The organism is Rhizobium sp. USDA 4016 (assembly GCF_056279705.1).
This window is the reverse complement of record NZ_JBWCCY010000002.1, coordinates 1,029,865-1,046,166: the sequence shown is the minus strand read 5'-3', so window position 1 is coordinate 1,046,166 and position 16,302 is coordinate 1,029,865. Positions and strand designations below refer to the sequence as shown.

The 16,302-nt window shown below is 59.4% G+C and carries 19 protein-coding genes; 5 read left to right on the top strand and 14 right to left on the bottom strand.

Annotated features, from left to right (window positions below):
* Positions 1 to 35: 35 nt before the first annotated feature.
* From ACZ9DP_RS06110 to ACZ9DP_RS06095, 4 genes are all read right to left on the bottom strand, one after another.
* Complete coding sequence (locus ACZ9DP_RS06110) at positions 36 to 497, bottom strand: YbhB/YbcL family Raf kinase inhibitor-like protein (protein WP_194730929.1); 462 nt, start codon at positions 495 to 497, stop codon at positions 36 to 38.
* Positions 498 to 610: 113 nt separating this feature from the next.
* Entirely contained in the window at positions 611 to 799 is a 189-nt protein-coding gene (locus ACZ9DP_RS06105; protein WP_476200791.1) for a hypothetical protein, read from the bottom strand.
* Positions 800 to 1,042: 243 nt separating this feature from the next.
* The gene (locus ACZ9DP_RS06100; protein WP_476200789.1) at positions 1,043 to 1,666 is read right to left on the bottom strand and encodes a TenA family protein; all 624 of its coding nucleotides are present in this window, start codon (positions 1,664 to 1,666) and stop codon (positions 1,043 to 1,045) included.
* A gap of 19 nt (positions 1,667 to 1,685) precedes the next feature.
* Positions 1,686 to 2,528: a BtpA/SgcQ family protein gene (locus ACZ9DP_RS06095; RefSeq protein ID WP_074072192.1), complete on the bottom strand. Its 843-nt coding sequence runs from the start codon at positions 2,526 to 2,528 to the stop codon at positions 1,686 to 1,688.
* Between the two features lie 24 nt (positions 2,529 to 2,552).
* Here ACZ9DP_RS06095 and ACZ9DP_RS06090 point away from each other — a divergent pair, with 24 nt between their 5' ends.
* A complete protein-coding gene (locus ACZ9DP_RS06090; RefSeq protein WP_476200788.1) occupies positions 2,553 to 3,449 on the top strand; it encodes a ribokinase in 897 nt (298 codons plus the stop codon).
* A gap of 3 nt (positions 3,450 to 3,452) precedes the next feature.
* On the opposite strand, the gene ACZ9DP_RS06085 is transcribed toward ACZ9DP_RS06090, so the two are convergent.
* From ACZ9DP_RS06085 to ACZ9DP_RS06055, 7 genes are all read right to left on the bottom strand, one after another.
* On the bottom strand, positions 3,453 to 4,223 hold the full coding sequence (locus ACZ9DP_RS06085) for a glutamine amidotransferase (RefSeq protein ID WP_194730926.1): 771 nt from the start codon (positions 4,221 to 4,223) through the stop codon (positions 3,453 to 3,455).
* 32 nt (positions 4,224 to 4,255) lie between these two features.
* Positions 4,256 to 5,323, bottom strand: coding sequence for a phosphotriesterase family protein (locus tag ACZ9DP_RS06080; RefSeq protein WP_476200786.1), 1,068 nt, complete (start codon positions 5,321 to 5,323; stop codon positions 4,256 to 4,258).
* 3 nt (positions 5,324 to 5,326) lie between these two features.
* Entirely contained in the window at positions 5,327 to 6,331 is a 1,005-nt protein-coding gene (locus tag ACZ9DP_RS06075) for an ABC transporter permease (RefSeq protein WP_194730925.1), read from the bottom strand.
* Positions 6,328 to 7,140, bottom strand: a complete 813-nt coding sequence (locus tag ACZ9DP_RS06070; protein WP_074072197.1) for an ATP-binding cassette domain-containing protein — start codon at positions 7,138 to 7,140, stop codon at positions 6,328 to 6,330. Before ACZ9DP_RS06070 ends, ACZ9DP_RS06075 begins: the two co-directional genes overlap by 4 nt.
* A complete protein-coding gene (locus ACZ9DP_RS06065) occupies positions 7,137 to 8,093 on the bottom strand; it encodes a substrate-binding domain-containing protein (RefSeq protein ID WP_239600431.1) in 957 nt (318 codons plus the stop codon). Before ACZ9DP_RS06065 ends, ACZ9DP_RS06070 begins: the two co-directional genes overlap by 4 nt.
* Before the next feature lie 4 nt (positions 8,094 to 8,097).
* Positions 8,098 to 9,156, bottom strand: a complete 1,059-nt coding sequence (locus tag ACZ9DP_RS06060; protein WP_476202212.1) for a LacI family DNA-binding transcriptional regulator — start codon at positions 9,154 to 9,156, stop codon at positions 8,098 to 8,100.
* A 113-nt stretch (positions 9,157 to 9,269) separates the two neighbouring features.
* Positions 9,270 to 10,175, bottom strand: a complete 906-nt coding sequence (locus tag ACZ9DP_RS06055; protein WP_194730923.1) for a S1C family serine protease — start codon at positions 10,173 to 10,175, stop codon at positions 9,270 to 9,272.
* Between the two features lie 327 nt (positions 10,176 to 10,502).
* Here ACZ9DP_RS06055 and ACZ9DP_RS06050 point away from each other — a divergent pair, with 327 nt between their 5' ends.
* The 3 genes from ACZ9DP_RS06050 (at position 10,503) to ACZ9DP_RS06040 (ending at position 12,080) form a co-directional block, all read left to right on the top strand.
* The gene (locus tag ACZ9DP_RS06050; protein WP_348651989.1) at positions 10,503 to 11,246 is read left to right on the top strand and encodes a metallophosphoesterase; all 744 of its coding nucleotides are present in this window, start codon (positions 10,503 to 10,505) and stop codon (positions 11,244 to 11,246) included.
* A gap of 568 nt (positions 11,247 to 11,814) precedes the next feature.
* Positions 11,815 to 11,958, top strand: a complete 144-nt coding sequence (locus ACZ9DP_RS06045; RefSeq protein WP_476200784.1) for a type II toxin-antitoxin system prevent-host-death family antitoxin — start codon at positions 11,815 to 11,817, stop codon at positions 11,956 to 11,958.
* Positions 11,955 to 12,080: a hypothetical protein gene (locus tag ACZ9DP_RS06040; RefSeq protein WP_476200783.1), complete on the top strand. Its 126-nt coding sequence runs from the start codon at positions 11,955 to 11,957 to the stop codon at positions 12,078 to 12,080. The genes ACZ9DP_RS06045 and ACZ9DP_RS06040 overlap by 4 nt, the downstream gene beginning before the upstream one ends.
* 556 nt (positions 12,081 to 12,636) lie before the next feature.
* Here the strand turns inward: ACZ9DP_RS06040 and ACZ9DP_RS06035 are convergent.
* The 3 genes from ACZ9DP_RS06035 to ACZ9DP_RS06025 form a co-directional block, all read right to left on the bottom strand.
* Positions 12,637 to 12,840, bottom strand: coding sequence for a hypothetical protein (locus ACZ9DP_RS06035; protein WP_074072204.1), 204 nt, complete (start codon positions 12,838 to 12,840; stop codon positions 12,637 to 12,639).
* Between the two features lie 413 nt (positions 12,841 to 13,253).
* Positions 13,254 to 14,252 carry an ABC transporter permease gene (locus tag ACZ9DP_RS06030; protein WP_074073105.1) on the bottom strand — a complete coding sequence of 333 codons (999 nt, stop codon included), beginning with the start codon at positions 14,250 to 14,252 and terminating at the stop codon, positions 13,254 to 13,256.
* Between the two features lie 38 nt (positions 14,253 to 14,290).
* Positions 14,291 to 15,070: an ATP-binding cassette domain-containing protein gene (locus ACZ9DP_RS06025; protein WP_074072206.1), complete on the bottom strand. Its 780-nt coding sequence runs from the start codon at positions 15,068 to 15,070 to the stop codon at positions 14,291 to 14,293.
* Positions 15,071 to 15,285: 215 nt separating this feature from the next.
* On the opposite strand from ACZ9DP_RS06025, the gene ACZ9DP_RS06020 reads away from it, so the two are divergent.
* The gene (locus ACZ9DP_RS06020; RefSeq protein ID WP_476200780.1) at positions 15,286 to 16,266 is read left to right on the top strand and encodes an NAD-dependent epimerase/dehydratase family protein; all 981 of its coding nucleotides are present in this window, start codon (positions 15,286 to 15,288) and stop codon (positions 16,264 to 16,266) included.
* The last annotated feature ends 36 nt before the right edge of the window (positions 16,267 to 16,302 follow it).

Below are 16,302 nucleotides of genomic sequence, written 5' to 3'. Positions count from 1 at the left end.
ACTTGCCACGTCGGATCAAATGAAATCAGCTCATCCTAGGTCTGATAGGTCCCGGTAATGCTTGCCTCGGCGAGCATATGTTTCCTTGCTTCGTTCCACATCGAAGCGATACCGGCGTCGCCGGGAACCGAAAGCCTCGGGACGTCGAGCGCGGCAAGGCGAAAGATATAGTGATGCGCCTTGTCGCCCCGTGGTGGCTGCGGACCATCATAGCGCGCATTGCCGAAATCATTCGTGTAAAAGCGTGGCGCGTTTTCCGGTGCGGTATCGGCGCTTTCGGCCAGAGCATCCCAATCGGATGGGATATTGGCTATGCCACAATGGCGGAAGGTGCCGCGCGGCGCGTCCGGGTCTTCGACGATCAAGGCAAAGCTTCTCGTTCCTTGCGGAGCCCCGCCCCACTTGAGAGGCGGGAACAGATTTTCGCCGGAGCGCGCATATTTCTTGGGAATGGGATTATCCTGTGTGAATGCCGGGCTCATCAGGGTCAGTGCCATTGCGCTTCTCCTTTCATCCTGCTGCCTCACGCGCAGCCTCTGGGCTTTTGTGTTGAAGCAAGATCAACCTGAAGACAGCGGTATTGTTCCGAATTGATGGCTTTTCGGCAGCTTTATCTTGAGGATCGTCGGTAGCCATTGGCAATCAGCGCCTCGAGATACGGCCCGACGGTGAAGACACCGCCACGCTCGGCCTGTCTAGCAATTTCACCTGCCGCCATCTTAGGCTGACGAAGCGCTTTTTGGCGGCCTTCGATCGCCACCGACAGACCGATCTTGGTGCGATATCGGAAGCCCAGCATGGCGCGACCAAGCCCGCCAGCTGCTTCCGGAAGGCTTAGTAGCTTTCGAAGAGCGCCCCATCTGTGGCTCGACTGCTATCGCAGTTCGCGGGATCGCGCCCAGCAAAGACGCCATCGAGCCTACGCAGCCCGGAGCAAACCGGCACCCCCTTGTTTTTGTCCGGGCGACCGCCTCGACGCCATGAGCCGTCTCACGGATCCCTCGCCAGTGATGCCAACCGCCTGTGTCATGGGCATTCTCCGCTATCGATAGGGCGCGTCGTGAAAACCGATCTCCAGCTGCTGGACCCGGCCGAAGATGCTGCTGAGCCGCGACCGCTCGACGGGATCGGCTGCAAGGTCGAGCTCCGCCTTAAGCCAGCGCGCCTGGGCGGCAAAATCCTCGTGGACGTGGAGGTCCACCCATTCCTTGAGCAATGGATCGTCGATCCGGCATTCGGCCGCCTGTCTCGACCAGGTCCAATACATCCATTCAGCAGCAAACATGGCGGCGATCGTGTCGAGGAAGCCTCCGGATCTTGCGATCTCCAGCATGCCGTTGCGGAAGTCCGCCACCTCCGGACGATCGACATCGAAGGCCGTGGGATCGATCCCGCGTGCGGCGAAGGTCTTCTCGAAATAGGCAATCTGCTGATTGGCGAGCGTGTCAAGCACACCGATCAGCCATCGCTTCTGCGCAATGGTCTCTGCCTTGGCCGTTGCATAGGCGAACATGGAGATGGCAGTTTCGACAAAGGCACCCTCGTAAACGAGGTATCTGTCGAAGACTTCCTTCGACAGGCGACCCGCCTTGATGTCCTCGACAAAGCGATGACTGACCATCGCCTCGAAGACGGACCGGTTTTCCCGGATGACCTGATCCGACATACTCTCCCGCGCATGCCGTTCATCCCTTCAAAGCCGGTCTGGCGGCTGCAACGAAGGCCTTGACGCGCTCGATGTCGACCGGGTTCCACCACACGCCGCCGTGCTTCAGCGAGGAGGCGACGATGACGCCGTTGGTGCGCCTCAGGATTTTGACGATATTCTCCTTGCTGACGCCGGAACCGACCAGCAACGGCAGGTGGGTCGCTGCGCCGATTTCCTCAATCTCCTCGATGCTCGCCGTGTTGCCTGTGCGCTGTCCCGTGGCGATCACGGCATCGGCGTCGAAGAAAGCAAGGTCGCGGGTCAGTTCCTTGATCGTGCGGTCGGCGGTGATGGCGTGTGCGCCATGCTTGACGTGGCTGTCGGCGAAAACCCTAATGTGCTCGGCTCTCAGCATCGACCGGTAGCGCATCGCCTGCGCCGCGCGGCCTTCAATGAAGCCCTCATTCGCGACATAGGCGTTGGCCCACTGGTTGACCCGGATGAACTTCGCGCCGCCGGCCATGGCGATAGCGAATGATGGGATCGGCGCATTCGCAAGGACGTTAATCCCGAGGGGGACATCAACGGCCCGTGCGATGCGATCGGTGACGACCGACATGAAAGCCGCGGTCTCCGGGCCGATATCCTCCGGCTTCGAGAAAGGGATGTCGCCGTGATTTTCGATAATCAGCCCGTGCATACCGCCCTCTATCAGGGCCTCGGCGTCGCGCAGGCAGGCGTCATAGATGGCGTTCATCTCTTTGCCGCGGTAACGCGGCGCGCCGGGAAAGGCGGGGCAATGGATCATGCCGATCAGCGCCTTGTCAGTCCCGAATATTTCCCGTATGGCGCTTGAGGTCTTGTCGGATATTTCCTGCATCTGTTTCCCTTTCGAAAGCCAGTCATGCGCGCTTATGTCATCGGCAACGTCACAGTGGACGAAACCATTTCCGTATCGGCCATGCCCGAGGCAGGCGCCTCGATTCTCGGTCACGAGGAAACCCGTGACCTTGGCGGCAAAGGCGCGAACCAGGCCGTGGTGATGGGCCGTGCCGGTCTTGCCTCCATCCTTGTTGCAGCCGTCGGCGATGATTTTCGCGCTGAGATCATTCGCAGCCAGTTGGCCGAAGAACCGGTCGACGCGCGACTGGTCCGACTCGCCGGAAAAGCGAGCGATTTCTCCATCATCTTCACCACCCCCGATGGCGAGAATGCCATCGTCACGACCACGGATTCTGCCGGTTCGCTGACCCTTTCGGAAGCAATTCGGCCGCTTGCCGAAAGTACCGCTGGCGATCTCGTTGTCCTGCAGGGCAACCTTTCCGATGACGTTACCCGCGGCATCCTTGAAGAAGCCAGGCGCCGACAGCTGGTCACCGCCTTCAATCCCTCACCCCTTCGTCGCTTTTTCGCCGATCTCTGGCCGCTCATCGACATCGCCTTTCTGAATAAAGGCGAAGCCGAGAGCTTGACTGGAACCGGCGGCCAAGCTGCCGCGTCGACCCTGATCTCTGCGGGGGTCAAATATGCTGTCCTGACACTCGGCGGAAAAGGCGCAATGCTCGCAAGCCGGGCAGGCACCCTTAAGATCCCGGCAGCCCCCGTCACCGCCATCGATACGACGGGCGCCGGTGACACCTTCATGGGCACGGCACTCGCCTCTTGTGCCTTGCGCGGCGTGCCGCTCGATGCCCGCGCCATACGCCACGCGACCACTGCTGCTGCCTTAACTGTCAGCCGGCGGGGCACCCGATCTGCGTTTCCCACCAATGCCGAACTCCATGCCATCCTCGCCGCCTGAGCTTCAGCGCGCCTCGGTCATCCAGGCAAGGAGATTGGTCCACAAGCGTCCATACCCTTCCCACTCGCAAAAAGCCGGCGACAGCCAGTGAGGACCGATATCGGAGGTCCAGGCGGCCGTGCGGCCCTTGCCATGCGAACCCAGCACCAGCAAGGGATGGCTCCCCTGATCCTCCGGCAGGCGGGCAAGCACCTCAATATCGGCACGGTCGCGCAGTTCCACTTCGTTGACGCCGAGAAGCAGCGGCCATTCGCCGTCAAGCCCGGCCATGACCGGATGTTCCGGCTTCAGGACAACGGCCGTCGATCCTTCCGGCATTTCAACGCGGTCGTCATAGGGAAGGCAGGTGACGGGCAAGACGTCTTCGACCGGCGTGCGGCGCCAGCGCGCCTTGCCGTCGATCCCCTGAAACGAGAAGTAGCCGCCGACCATCAACAGCGCGCCGCCCTTCTCGACCCAGGCCTTGATGAGTTTCAGCCGGTTCGGCACCGTCTTCGACTGCAGCCAGACCGCCGGCGGCAGGAGCAGCGAGTTCGCGCCGATGTCTGACAGGATGACCGCGTCATAGGCGTCAAGCCCGGCCATGCCGAAGGGAAATTTTTCCACCGCCTCGTGCGCCGGCATGTAGGTCAGTTCGAATTCGCTACCCTGAAGCGCCTTGACCAGCGGCTCGGCGCCCAAATGGAAAGTTACGCTGCCGAACTGGTCGAAGCCCTTGTAGTGGGTGGCCGAACTGACCCAGCTTTCACCGACGAGGAGTACTTTCTTTGTCATTGTCCTTACCGTTTCTTTGATGAATCCAGCCGTCAGGCAGCAGCCTGGAAGACCGACCGTGGATTGTCGCGCATCATTTGGCCGATGATCCGGTCATTGAGGCCGTGGCGTTTGAGGCGCGGGAGGAAATGCCTGAGGACGTAGGCATAGCCGTTGCCGCCGTATTTCGTCAGCATCATCTTCAGGAAAACGTCGTGCGACAGCAGGATACGGCCGGCGTGTCCCATCTCGACGAGCTTGACGATGGCCCGTGCAGCCTCCTCGTCGCTCGGGCATTGCACCTGCTGGTCGGCATAGAAGAAATCCATGCCGATCATGTCGTATTCGAGGAACGCGCCGCGCGAAGCGATCTCGCCCTGATAGCCGAGATCGTCATGCGAGGGATTCATGTGGCAGAGAACGGTGTGGCGGAGATCGCCACCCTCCTTGGCCACGATGTCGAGCACCTTGTGGCCGAGCCGGAACCAGCCGGGCAAATGGACCATCAGCGGCAGACCTGTGCGGCAGTGTGCTTGGGTTGCGCCGCGTAGGGATTTTTCCTCCTGCGCGGTGAAGTCGGAAGAGACGCCAATCTCGCCGATGAGACCGATCTTCACATCCGTGCCTTGAGCACCCTCAAGAGCCTCACAGACGATCTCATCGGCAATCTCTGCGACACTCATGCCAGCAACCTTGGCCGGATGCGACGAGGCCAGGTAATAGCCCGCACCCATCACGATATTGAGTCCCGTGGCCTTGGCAATGCGCCTGAGCGCCAGCGGGTTGCGGCCGATGCCCTGGCATGTCGGCTCGACGACCGTCCTGCCGCCTTCCTTCGCGAAATCCTCAAGCTCGGCAATGGCCAGCGGCTCGTCGTCCAACGTTATGTTGTGCTTATTGACGAACGGGTCCTGGCGGAGCTCACCGAGAATCTCCATGCAAACGAAACCTTCGGAAAGATATTGCCGCTCCGGCGTCTTTGGTGGATGCCACCAGCAACGGCAGTCGTTGAGGACGTGCTCGTGCATCAGCGTAACGCCGAGCGCATCAGCTGCAACCGGCCCGGCAACGGTCATCACCTTGCCGGATCGGATATGGCCTTCGGAGAGTTCACCTTTCATCTCTCAGCCCTTCTTCTTGCCGCCGAAACGGAAACTGGTGGTGAAGATGCGGGTATTGAGCCAGATCGCCAGAAGGATGATTGCACCGGTCACGATCTGGGTGAAGAACGGCGAGATGTGCATCAGGATGAGGCCATTGCCGATCACCGCGATGGTCAGCGTTCCGAGTACCGTGCCGAGGATCGTGCCGCGGCCACCCATCAGCGACGTACCGCCGAGCACCACGGCCGCGACGACCTGCAGTTCGAAACCGACGGCTGCGTTTGATGAGCCGGAGCCAAGACGCGCCGCAATCAACAGCCCGGCCAGCGCCGAGGCCGCGCCGGAAACGAGATAGACCGAGGCAATGATCCACTGCGCCGGCATGCCGACGCGGCGTGCTGCTTCCATGTTGGAGCCGACGGCCACGACCTGGCGTCCATATTTGGTCGAGGAGATCACGACATAGCCGATGGCGGCAACGAGAATGGCGATCAGCGCAGGGACCGGCAAGCCGATAAACTGGCCGCGTCCCAGCCAGAAGAAACCCGGCACGTCCTTGATCGGGATCGAATAGCCCTGCGTCAGATAAAGCGCCAGGCCGCGCAGGATCGAAAGTCCCGCCAGCGTGACGATGAAGGCCGGGATTCCCTGATAGGCAACGAACCATCCCTGCGCTATGCCCATCAGCGCCCCGAAGGTCAGCATACCCGCGACAACGAGCGGCCAGGGGTAACCCATGGCGAGAATGATCGCCGCCACGGCGTTGACGAGCGCCACCTGCGACCCGACCGACAGATCGATACCGCCGGTGACGATGACCAGGGTCATCGCGACGGCCACAATCAGAATCGGCGCCGCCTGCCGTACGACATTCAGGAGATTTCCAACGGTCATGAACGTATCGGTCGTGACTGCAAAGAAGGCCACACAGGCGAGGAAGAAAAAGGCAATCGACAGGACCTGCGCGTGCTCGGCAAAGAAGTCGGCAAGCGGCGAGCCTTTGGCGCGTTCGGTATAGACGGTCACTGCCTTTCTCCTCCGACGATGAGCTTCACGAGATCCTCCAGATCGGTCTTGCCGATCTCGCGCTCGGCGACTTTGGTGCCTTCGTACATGACGGCAATCCGGTCGCAGACCCGGAAGAGGTCCTGCAGGCGATGGGTGATGAGGACGACGGAAACGCCCTTCGCCTTGACGCGGTTGATCAGCGAGAGCACGGCTTCCACCTCGGCAACGGCAAGTGCCGATGTCGGCTCGTCCATGATCAGAACCTTGGGATTGAAGGAGGCGGCCCGGGCAATTGCAATGGCCTGGCGCTGGCCACCGGAAAGCTTTTCGACCTTTGCAGTCAGCCGCGGGATGCGAATTTCCAGCGCATCGAGCATTTTGCGCGCCTCGGAAAGCATGGTCGCACGATCGAGAAAAGGTCCCTTGGTGATTTCGCGGCCGAGAAAGAGATTGCCGACCACATCGATATGATCGCAGAGGCTCAAGTCTTGGAAGACCATCTCTATATTGCGCGAGCGGGCCTCGGCCGGACCGGAAAAACGCACCTCTTCTCCATCGATCGAGATCGTTCCACCGTCGGGGATATAGGTGCCGGAGATAATTTTAGTAAGCGTTGACTTACCTGCCGCATTGTCGCCTACAAGGCCGAGGCATTCCCCGGGGTAAAGGTCGAGGTCGACGCCGCGCAGCGCCTGGTGCGAGCCGAAGGTCTTGCGGATATCGCGGAGCGATATGCGCGGCCGTTTTGTCGCCGCCCCGGATTGCCGGGAGAGCATGGCTCCCCCGGTTCCGGAGACCGCGCTTGGGTGCTGTCCGTGGCTGATCATTTAAAAACGGCCCTGTATGGTTCCACGTTCTCCTTGGTGACGATGGTCACGGGAACCGCGATGTTCTTATCGACCGAACCGCCATCCGAGACCTTCTTCAGCGCGTCGACGGCCGCAGCACCCATGGCTGCCGGATCCTGCTGTATCACGGCGGCAACGTAACCGGCGTCGATGCCGGCGATCGCCTGGGCAGTGAGATCCCAGCCGAACACCTTGATGGCATCCTGCTTGCCCTGGCTTTCGACAGCGGCGATGGCTCCCATCAGCGCCGGTTCGCCGGTCGCATAGACGGCGGTCATATCCGGATTGCCGGTGATCAGGTTCTCGGCGGCGGCAAGCGCATTGTCCTGAATGTTCTGACCATCGACGACGCCAGCCTTTTCGATGCCGGAGACACCTTCGAGCGTCTTTTCAAAGCCCTCCTGGCGGACGTTCTGGATGAACGAATTCAGCGCACCGACGACACCGACCTTTGCCTTGCCGTCCATGTTCGCCTTGACATAGTCGAGGAAGAATTTGCCCATATCAGCGCCGGCCTTGGCGTTGTCGACGCCGATCTGCGCCTTCTGGGGGCCTTCAGGGAGGATTGCATCGATCGCGACCACGGGGATACCGGCGTCTGCCGCCTGCTTGACGGCCGGCATGATGCCGTTGACATCGATGGCAACGACGGCAAGACCGGCGACTTTCTGCTGGATGTAAGTCTCGATTGCGCTGTTTTGGGCAGCCGGATCGTTGTTGGCATTGAAGATCACGAGTTTTACGCCTGCTGCATCGGCCGCCTTCTGGGCACCCTCGTTCATCTGGTTGAAAAACAATGCCTGCTGGTTGATCTGCACCAGCGCAAAGGTCTTTTCCTGCGCACTTGCGCCCAAGCCTGCGAGCGAGGCGGTTGCCAATGCGGTGAAGCCGAGAGCGGCTGTAAATGTTCTGCGTTTGATAGTCCGGGTCATGTTCTCATCCTCTGGTTCTTTTTTTGTCCATTGCGGCTTTTGGATTCGCCGGCGGCGCAACGGAATTCCGCACGACGATTTCGACCGGCAGGAGCTCTTCCACAGCGGATGGGGCACGCTCCTGCCAGTTTGTCTCAAGAAGCAACGACAGCGCGCGCTGGCCGATCTGCCGAACGGGCTGGCGGATGGCCGTCAGCGGCGGCGCAAAAAGATGCAGCGGCCCGACGTCGTCGAAGCCAACGACCGACACATCCTGCGGGATCGAAATGCCTTGGCTGCGCAAGACTTCAATGAGACCGATGGCGATTTCATCCGAACTCGCGAAGATCGCGCTGGCGGGCATGCCCTCGGCTATGAAGCGCTTGGCGGCTTCCCGCCCGAAGGCGACGGTGTATTCGCCCTTGTAGTTGAGCAGCACGGCATCAGCACCCCACAGTTCGTACATCGCCCTTTCGAGCCCTTGGAAACGGCGCTGTGCGCTGATCATCCGTTCGGGCCCGCCGATGAAAAGGACGCGGCGATGCCCCATCTCCGCAAGGTGCGTTCCTGCCAGATAGCCGCCCCTGTCGTTGTCGCAGAAGAGCTTCGGTGCCAGCGCATCCGGGACGTCTTCGTCTACGACGACAACCTTGCCGGTGCGGTTGATGAGCGCCCCGAGTTGCCCGTCATCCGGATGGTTGGTGACGAAGATCAATCCATCGACGTGGTTGCGCTCGATAAGCTGAAGATAGGCAACCTCGCGGCCAGAGCGGTTCAGCGTCGCGTAGAGCGAGACGGCAAGCCCGCGGCGGTCCGCCTCCTCCTCCACCGCCGCGACAAGCGTTGCGAAGAACGGATTGGCGATGTCGGGCACTACGAGACCGATCGTATCCGAGCGCCCGCGGCTTAGGCGCCGGGCATGCGGATTGGGCTGATAGTTGAGATCACGGATCGCATCCTCGATCCTCTTCTTCGTCTCGTGGGGAAGCTCGAGCGATCCGTTCAGCAGTCGCGAGACCGTCGTCACGGAAACGCCGGCAGCACCGGCGACATCCTTCAGACTGGTGACACGTTCATTCGCCATCGCCTTGTAAACCGCTTTAGTAAACCGATTTACCATTTAGGTCACCGATCCCTTTATGAGTCAAGCGGACTTTGTGCGCGTTATTGCGGTTGCCAAACACGAGTGCAGCTTCATTACTGCAGCTGCGGCTTTCGAAGAAAACTGTTGCGGTCGGCCGACTTGATACGCAGCCATGCCTCGCGGCCGTCGCGCAATATCCTCATGGGGATCTCCACGCCGGCGGGGCCGCTCCTCCATAGCTTGCGGTAAAAGTCGGCAAGACCGGCGACCTCCCCATCCCGTATCTCCGAGATGATATCTCCCTCACGCAAGCCCGCTTGAGCCGCCGGACCTCCTTCAGCCACGCTCATGACCACCACGTCGCCATTACTTTCGGCAGAGAAGGCCCCGAGCCATGGACGCGGCGGCTTGTTCACTTGGCCGCGCGTGAGCAGATCATCAAGAATGGGTGGCAGCAGGCTGATCGGCACGACCATGTTGATGTCCGCGCTCTGTCCCCTTTGGCTCATTTGCAGGCGCAGCGAGCCAATGCCAAGAAGTTTGCCGTCGGAGCCGATGAGTGCCGCACCTCCCCAGGAAGGGTGTGCAGGCGCGATGAAAATTGCCTCTTCGAGCAGGTATTCCCAATAGCCGGCGAATTCCTGCTTGGCGACAATCGTAGCCTGCACGAACTGACCGATACCGTCAGCAAGCATGACCGGATCGCCGACCTCCGCTTCGGCAGCATCCCCAAGATCCAATGCGGGAACGTCAAGCGACCCAAGCGCCTGCACCAGACCGAAGCCGGTTTCCTGATCATAGGCAAGCGCATGCGCAGGAACGACATACCCGTCATTGCGCGTCAGCCAAACTTCCTCGGCCTCGGTGATCAGGTAGCCGATCGTGACCACCAGCCCATTTTCCCGGATCACCACGCCGCTTCCCTCCCTTTGGGTACCGAGCGTCATCGCCGTGAAGGCATCTTCGGGAATTGAAGAACGTACGGCCACAACGGACCGCAAAATTCTGTCGATGTTCATGCTTTCGTTCCTGATGAGCAAGATTTACGCACGGCAAAGCGTCACCGCTTTCATGCGGCGCCTGGCATTCCTCTAAAATATGGCTCGTCACGGGGCAGGACAAGCCGGAAGAGCCGAATCTGCTTTCAGGCCGATGCAGCAGACGAAGAGTAACCGGATCAATTGAGCGCCCGCATGAAACTGTCCTTCGATGCGACGTATAGCAGACAGCGGGCAAAGGATTGACGTTTCATACACCACAACAAGCACTTGCCGGGCTCCCTCCCTTGTCAGCAGAGCTGCATCATCTCAGATGAAGGAAGAGTAGTGCTTGTATTGCGTCTGAGTATGCCAATGAAAATCGTCGAGTTAGCCAGTTCTGTGTCTCGCCCCGTTTATGCCATTGGCGATGTTCATGGGATGGCCAGCTTGCTTGAGGTTCTGTTAGCGACAATTGACGAAGATGCCGACAGATGCGGCGCGGAGCCGCGGGTCGTATTCCTTGGCGATATCGTCGACAGAGGGCCGGACAGCCGGCGAGCGATGGAAATGGTGCATGCGACGCTTCAGGAACGTGAGGGATCGCAATTCATTCTCGGAAATCACGACTACCTGTTTCGCGAGGCGTTGAATAACCATCTCGGCGATCCGGCGCTTGATCATTGGCTGTCAGGCCTAGGCGGAAAGTCGACCCTTCGGTCTTACAGTCACCGCATGCCGGGCTGGGCAGGCGAGCTGCCGGACCTGCTGCTTCCCCGATATGCGCATCATCTGGCACTGCTCAATCGAGCCGCAGACATGGTCATCGTGAATGGCTACTGCCTCGTCCATGCCGGGATCGACCCGAAGAAGCCCCTTGCGGACCAGGACGAGCGGGATCTTCGCGAAATACGCGAACGCTTCCTCGATGTCTCAGACCCACTCGAAAAGGTCGTAGTGCATGGTCACACGATCACGGGCTCAGAACTTCCGGAGATCCATTCGAACCGCATAGCGATCGATACGGGGGCCTATCGCACAGGACGCCTGTCAGCCGTCGTGATTGCTGGCAATAGCGAGCCGCGCTTCCTTTATGTCTCCCACTCCGACTAGCCCACCACTTCACGCTTTACTCCTCGCAGAACGGAAAGCGCAGTGCGTTCGTTGGTCTATATGAATGCCTCTGCCGGCCTTCCGCGAACGAGAACAAGAGATCCGAGGCATGAAAGTTCGTGCGATGAAACGTTAGACGAACAGGATGGTGGGATGCGCCCGGTACTTTGATCTTCGATCAGGTCGGCTGCGATACGGGTCATGTTCCATTCAGTTCGGGTGTCTTACGCTGGTTGAACGCCGACATGCCCGTGACGGCACTTTGACCAAGCCGGATCTGATTGCCCTGCCAGATTTGGGAGGCGTAGGACTTATCAGCCCATCACAGCGCAGAGACTGCCGCAGTTTATGTAGATATTTGCGTGAAGCGCCTCCTAAAATGCCTTGACAGCCTGGTACTCACCCGCTTCCCAGGCTCGGAGTTCGCCGGCTTCGCAAGTGTAGTTCTCGTCCGTTTTCACCGGCCTGAATAGGGATGTTATCATAGAGCTCGTTAAAGTCATCCGGACAGGAAACCAGGTTTCCTTTCTTTTCTGTATTATTCAGACAACACAGGAAGGGCAGGTTCATGACCAACAAGACCGCTTCGACAGCCGAATTTATGCGGCACTTCGGACGTTATCACGACGAAGCCAAACGACACCCCATCACTTTGACCAAACATGGCCGCGCATCCGTAGTGGTCGTTCCAATCGATCTTACGAGCGAATGACCGGCAATGAAGACCCACGCCGCGCCTATGGTCCGGGCGAGATGCCCCGCGACCTGGCCGACATGTTCTTGGAACAGCTAGATAAGGATTCCGCCGAGCATCAGGCGTCCAAGGATGACTGAGCATTTCGTCAAGGGCGATATCGTCACCTACCCCTATCTCTGGCGCTGGCAGGATGACAAGCGGCAGGAACACGGCGAAAAAGACCGCCCGGTTTGCCTGCTCCTTGGCAAATCCTACCATTTCGACATGACACAGACGCCGCGAGGAAAATTCAGTGCATTTTCCTTGAGGAAGTGCGCAAGGCCTTCGCGCCTTTCCTCGCTGCAGGACGCGCCCGCGTCGATCGGACGAGATAGGGCAGGTCGCCAATCTGTAGTTCCGGATTTCCTGCCTCGCATACGTAGAGACGATGGGCCGGTAGCTTCCTCGGGGCGAAATCGTATCGCCCGGCGATACATTCTTTTTTCAATCATGCAGGACATTCGGAGCCAACCACTCACGGCGCCAACTTGGCATCTAAAGTCACCTTCCTCGAATTCGCCACTCTTCCCGAAAAACAAATCGATGCAGCTCGCAGTCAGCTGAGCCCAGCTGTTTTGAGACAAGCAAGCGTCAAATCGACGCCAACCGGCGGTAGTTGCCGTTCTGCCTCCCTTCCCCCTTGTCCGGGCAGCGCTATCGACGCTTCTTTAGGTTAGGATATGGGTCTCGCCCCAACGCTTTGGCGACCTTTTGCCAATCCCGTCCGCCCATTCCTGGTATCCGCAGCGCCTCTGCTGGTGACAGGTGTCGTATATCTCCGGCCACTTGATATCCGCGCTGGTTAAGCTCGGTGAGGAGCCAGGGCTTGAGTTTCAAGTCTGCAAGTTTCGTGTCCATGTCGAGATAGGATCAGGCCAACTTGCGTCGTGCAACTGCATGATTATGCAGCATTACTCCGCCCAGACAGGAACGTCCTTACAAAGGTCTCTCTGACGACCTCAGTGTTTTTCCCTTTGGGCCTTTCGACGAAAACGGACATGGCATCGTACAACTCACCGTAACCGCAGCCATATCCCCACGCGATCAGCCGGCACGAAAGCTCGTTTGCGCACCTCTCCAGCTCCGAGCGGCTTCTGATACAGGCAGCGCCAGAATGAAGATCGTCGTCAAAGGCAATCTCATCATCTCCGAATCTGTCGTTTGTAAGCGACTTTCGGATTTGCACCATGGAAAGCCGGCATCGATCTCTATCCACTGGCATTGCGTGTCCACAGTCGTCGAACTCTCGCGGACGGATCCAAGCAAGACCCCTATTCGCTCTGCCGGAAGTTGCGGATCCGGTCGAAAAGCACAGCAAGCACGATGGCGCCGCCAATGAAGGTCCCCTGCCAAAAAGCGTTGATGCCGAGCAGGCCGAGACTGTTGCGGATCACTTCGATCAGGGCGGCTCCGACCAACGCGCCGAGAGCGGTACCGACGCCGCCTGCCAGGTTGGCGCCGCCAATGACGGCGGCCGCGATGACCTGAAGTTCCATTCCGGCACCTATATTGGTGGTAACGGCGCCGAGCCAGCCGGTTTGAACAATGCCGGCAACCCCCGCCGACAGGGCGGAAATCATATAAACTGCCACCTTGATCCTGCGGACCGGAACCCCGGTCAATGTTGCGGCATGCTCATTGCCGCCGATGGCAAAAACATAACGTCCGAACCTCGTCCAGCGCAGCACGAAACCGGTCAGCAGCGCCAGAATGATCATGTAGAGCACCGGGTTGGCGATGCCGAGAAACCACGCGCCGCCACCGAGTGCCAGAAGCGTGTCGTGATCCGGCCCGAATTGGAAGACCACGGTATTGTTTGATGCGACCATCGCAAGACTGCGCGCAATCGACAGCATACCGAGCGTCACGACGAAAGGCGGGAAGTCGAGATAGGCGATCAACAGTCCGTTGAAGGCCCCGATGACCAGGGCGGTGCCGATCGACGCGGCAATACCGACTTCGATGCTGTAGCCGGCATGCATGACCACCGCCAGGACCATGCTGCACAGGCAGAGCACCGATCCCACGGACAAATCGATGCCGCCGGTGATGATCACCAGCGTCATGCCGAGCGCAATGATCGCAACGAAAGTGACGTTGCGGGTGATATTGTAGAGGTTCTTCGCCGTGGCGAAGGAGTCGGTTGCAGCAGACAGGAAAAGACAGGCGAGGATGACTGCGATCAGGACCCAGAAGGTTTGCCCGCCCACGATTGATGCAAGCCAGTTCCGCTGCTTCTGTGCAATTGTCTGGTCAAGAGTAACAGCCATCATCGACCTTCATTTCTTCCACTATCCAAGCAGCGCGATCACACCTGTTCGATCGCGCCGGTGATAAGACCTGTGACTTCTTCTGGCGAACTTGCCGCAATCGGCTTGTCGGCAACTTTTCTGCCTCGCCGCAACACGATGACGCGGTCGGCAACCGTAAAGACGTCCGGCATGCGATGGCTGATCAGGACAACGGCAATGCCGCGGTCACGCAGTTCGCGGATCAGATTGAGCACCTCCGCCACCTGGCGAACGGAGATTGCCGCAGTCGGCTCGTCCATCAGCACGATCTTTGCCTCCGACAGCATGGTGCGCGCAATCGCCACCGCCTGCCGCTGGCCGCCTGACATCTGCCTTACAAGGTCCCGGGGACGCGTCTCCGACTTCAGCTCCCTGAAAATCTCGCCGGCACGCCTATACATGGTCTTGTAGTCCAGGACTTTCAGCGGACCGACGCCGCGCCGCAACTCGCGTCCGAGGAACACGTTCGCCGCTGCCGTCAGATTATTGCAGAGTGCCAGATCCTGGTGAACGATCTCGATGCCGTGCTGGCGCGCCTCCACCGGCCGGTGCATGACGATTTCCGCGCCGTCGAGGCGTATGGCGCCCTCGCTCGGCCGGAAATTGCCGGCAATCATCTTGACCAGTGTCGACTTTCCGGCGCCGTTATCGCCCATGAGGCCGACGACCTGGCCCGCCTCCAGCGAAAGCGAAACGTCGTTGACTGCCTGGATGGCACCGAAATGTTTGGAGATGTTGGTGAGTTCGAGAACCGCCACCAGCCTGCTAACCTCCCAAAACCTCTCAGGCTTCCTCATTGCCCTTAGATGTCGTCCAAGGGATGGATGCCCGCAATCTCGCCTTGCCGATGTCCTCCCAGAAAAGCGATTCCATCGCATTTACGCAAAACCTTACAAAAGCGTCAATCAATTGTCCGGCGAATCAGGCAGACATCACAAAAATCTGTTTTGTATGACAAATACCCGTTGACGTGCGAAGCAGGCGGATATTAGCTGTTTGTGGGAGAGAGAGCATGCTGATCCTTGTTACCGGTGCGACGGGCAAGGTCGGGCAGCGCTTCATTGCTGGGCTGCTTGACGATCCGAGATTTTCGAATGCACGCATCCGCGCGCTTTGCCATAATCGTTTGCTTCCTGAGACCGGCCGTGTCGAAGTCACAAAGGGCTCGATCGCCGACCCGCATGTCGCGGCGGCCGCAATGAAAGACGTTACCCACGTTCTGCATCTTGCCACTTGCAAGGAAACGCCTGACGCCGTCATGGACGTAACGGTCAAGGGTCTTTTCTGGTTACTCGAAGCCTTCCGTACGAGCGCTACTGCACAGCAGTTCATCCTCATCGGCGGGGATGCCGGTATCGGCCATTTCTACTACCGCCACGACGGACCGATCACCGAGGATACGCCGCATTGCGCCTATCCTGGAAGTTACGCGCTTTCCAAGGTTCTCGAGGAGGTGATGCTTGACCAGTTCGCCATCCAGTACGGCATCAACAGCTGCTGCCTTCGCGCACCGTGGATCATGGAAAAGGATGATTTCAGATACACGCTGTCCTTCGGCGATGATGTTTTCGGCGGCCCCGACTGGAAGGCGCTCGTCCCGCAAGGCGATGCGAGACGTTATGTGGAAGCCAGCACAGTGCCGCTGCTGCGCGACGCCGACGGACGTCCGCTAAAGCGTAACTTCGTACATGTCGACGATCTGGTATCGGCCATTCTGGCCGCGATCGACAATCCCCGCGCAAAGCGCCAGCTCTTCAATATCTGTATGGACCGGCCGGTCGACTACGGCGAGGTCGCAGCCTATCTGGCGCACACGCGAAACCTTGAGGCTGTCGACATCCCAAGCCAATATCATTCGAATTGGATGGACAATAGCAAAGCCAAATACCTGCTGGACTGGCAGCCCAGCTACGATCTGGAAAGGCTTATCGACTCGGCCTGGCAGTACGAGCGTTCGCAGGATGACCCTCGCATTGTCTGGTACCCGGGTTGATTTCGTATGGCGGTCGCGTCGCGCCCGTCTGTTTCA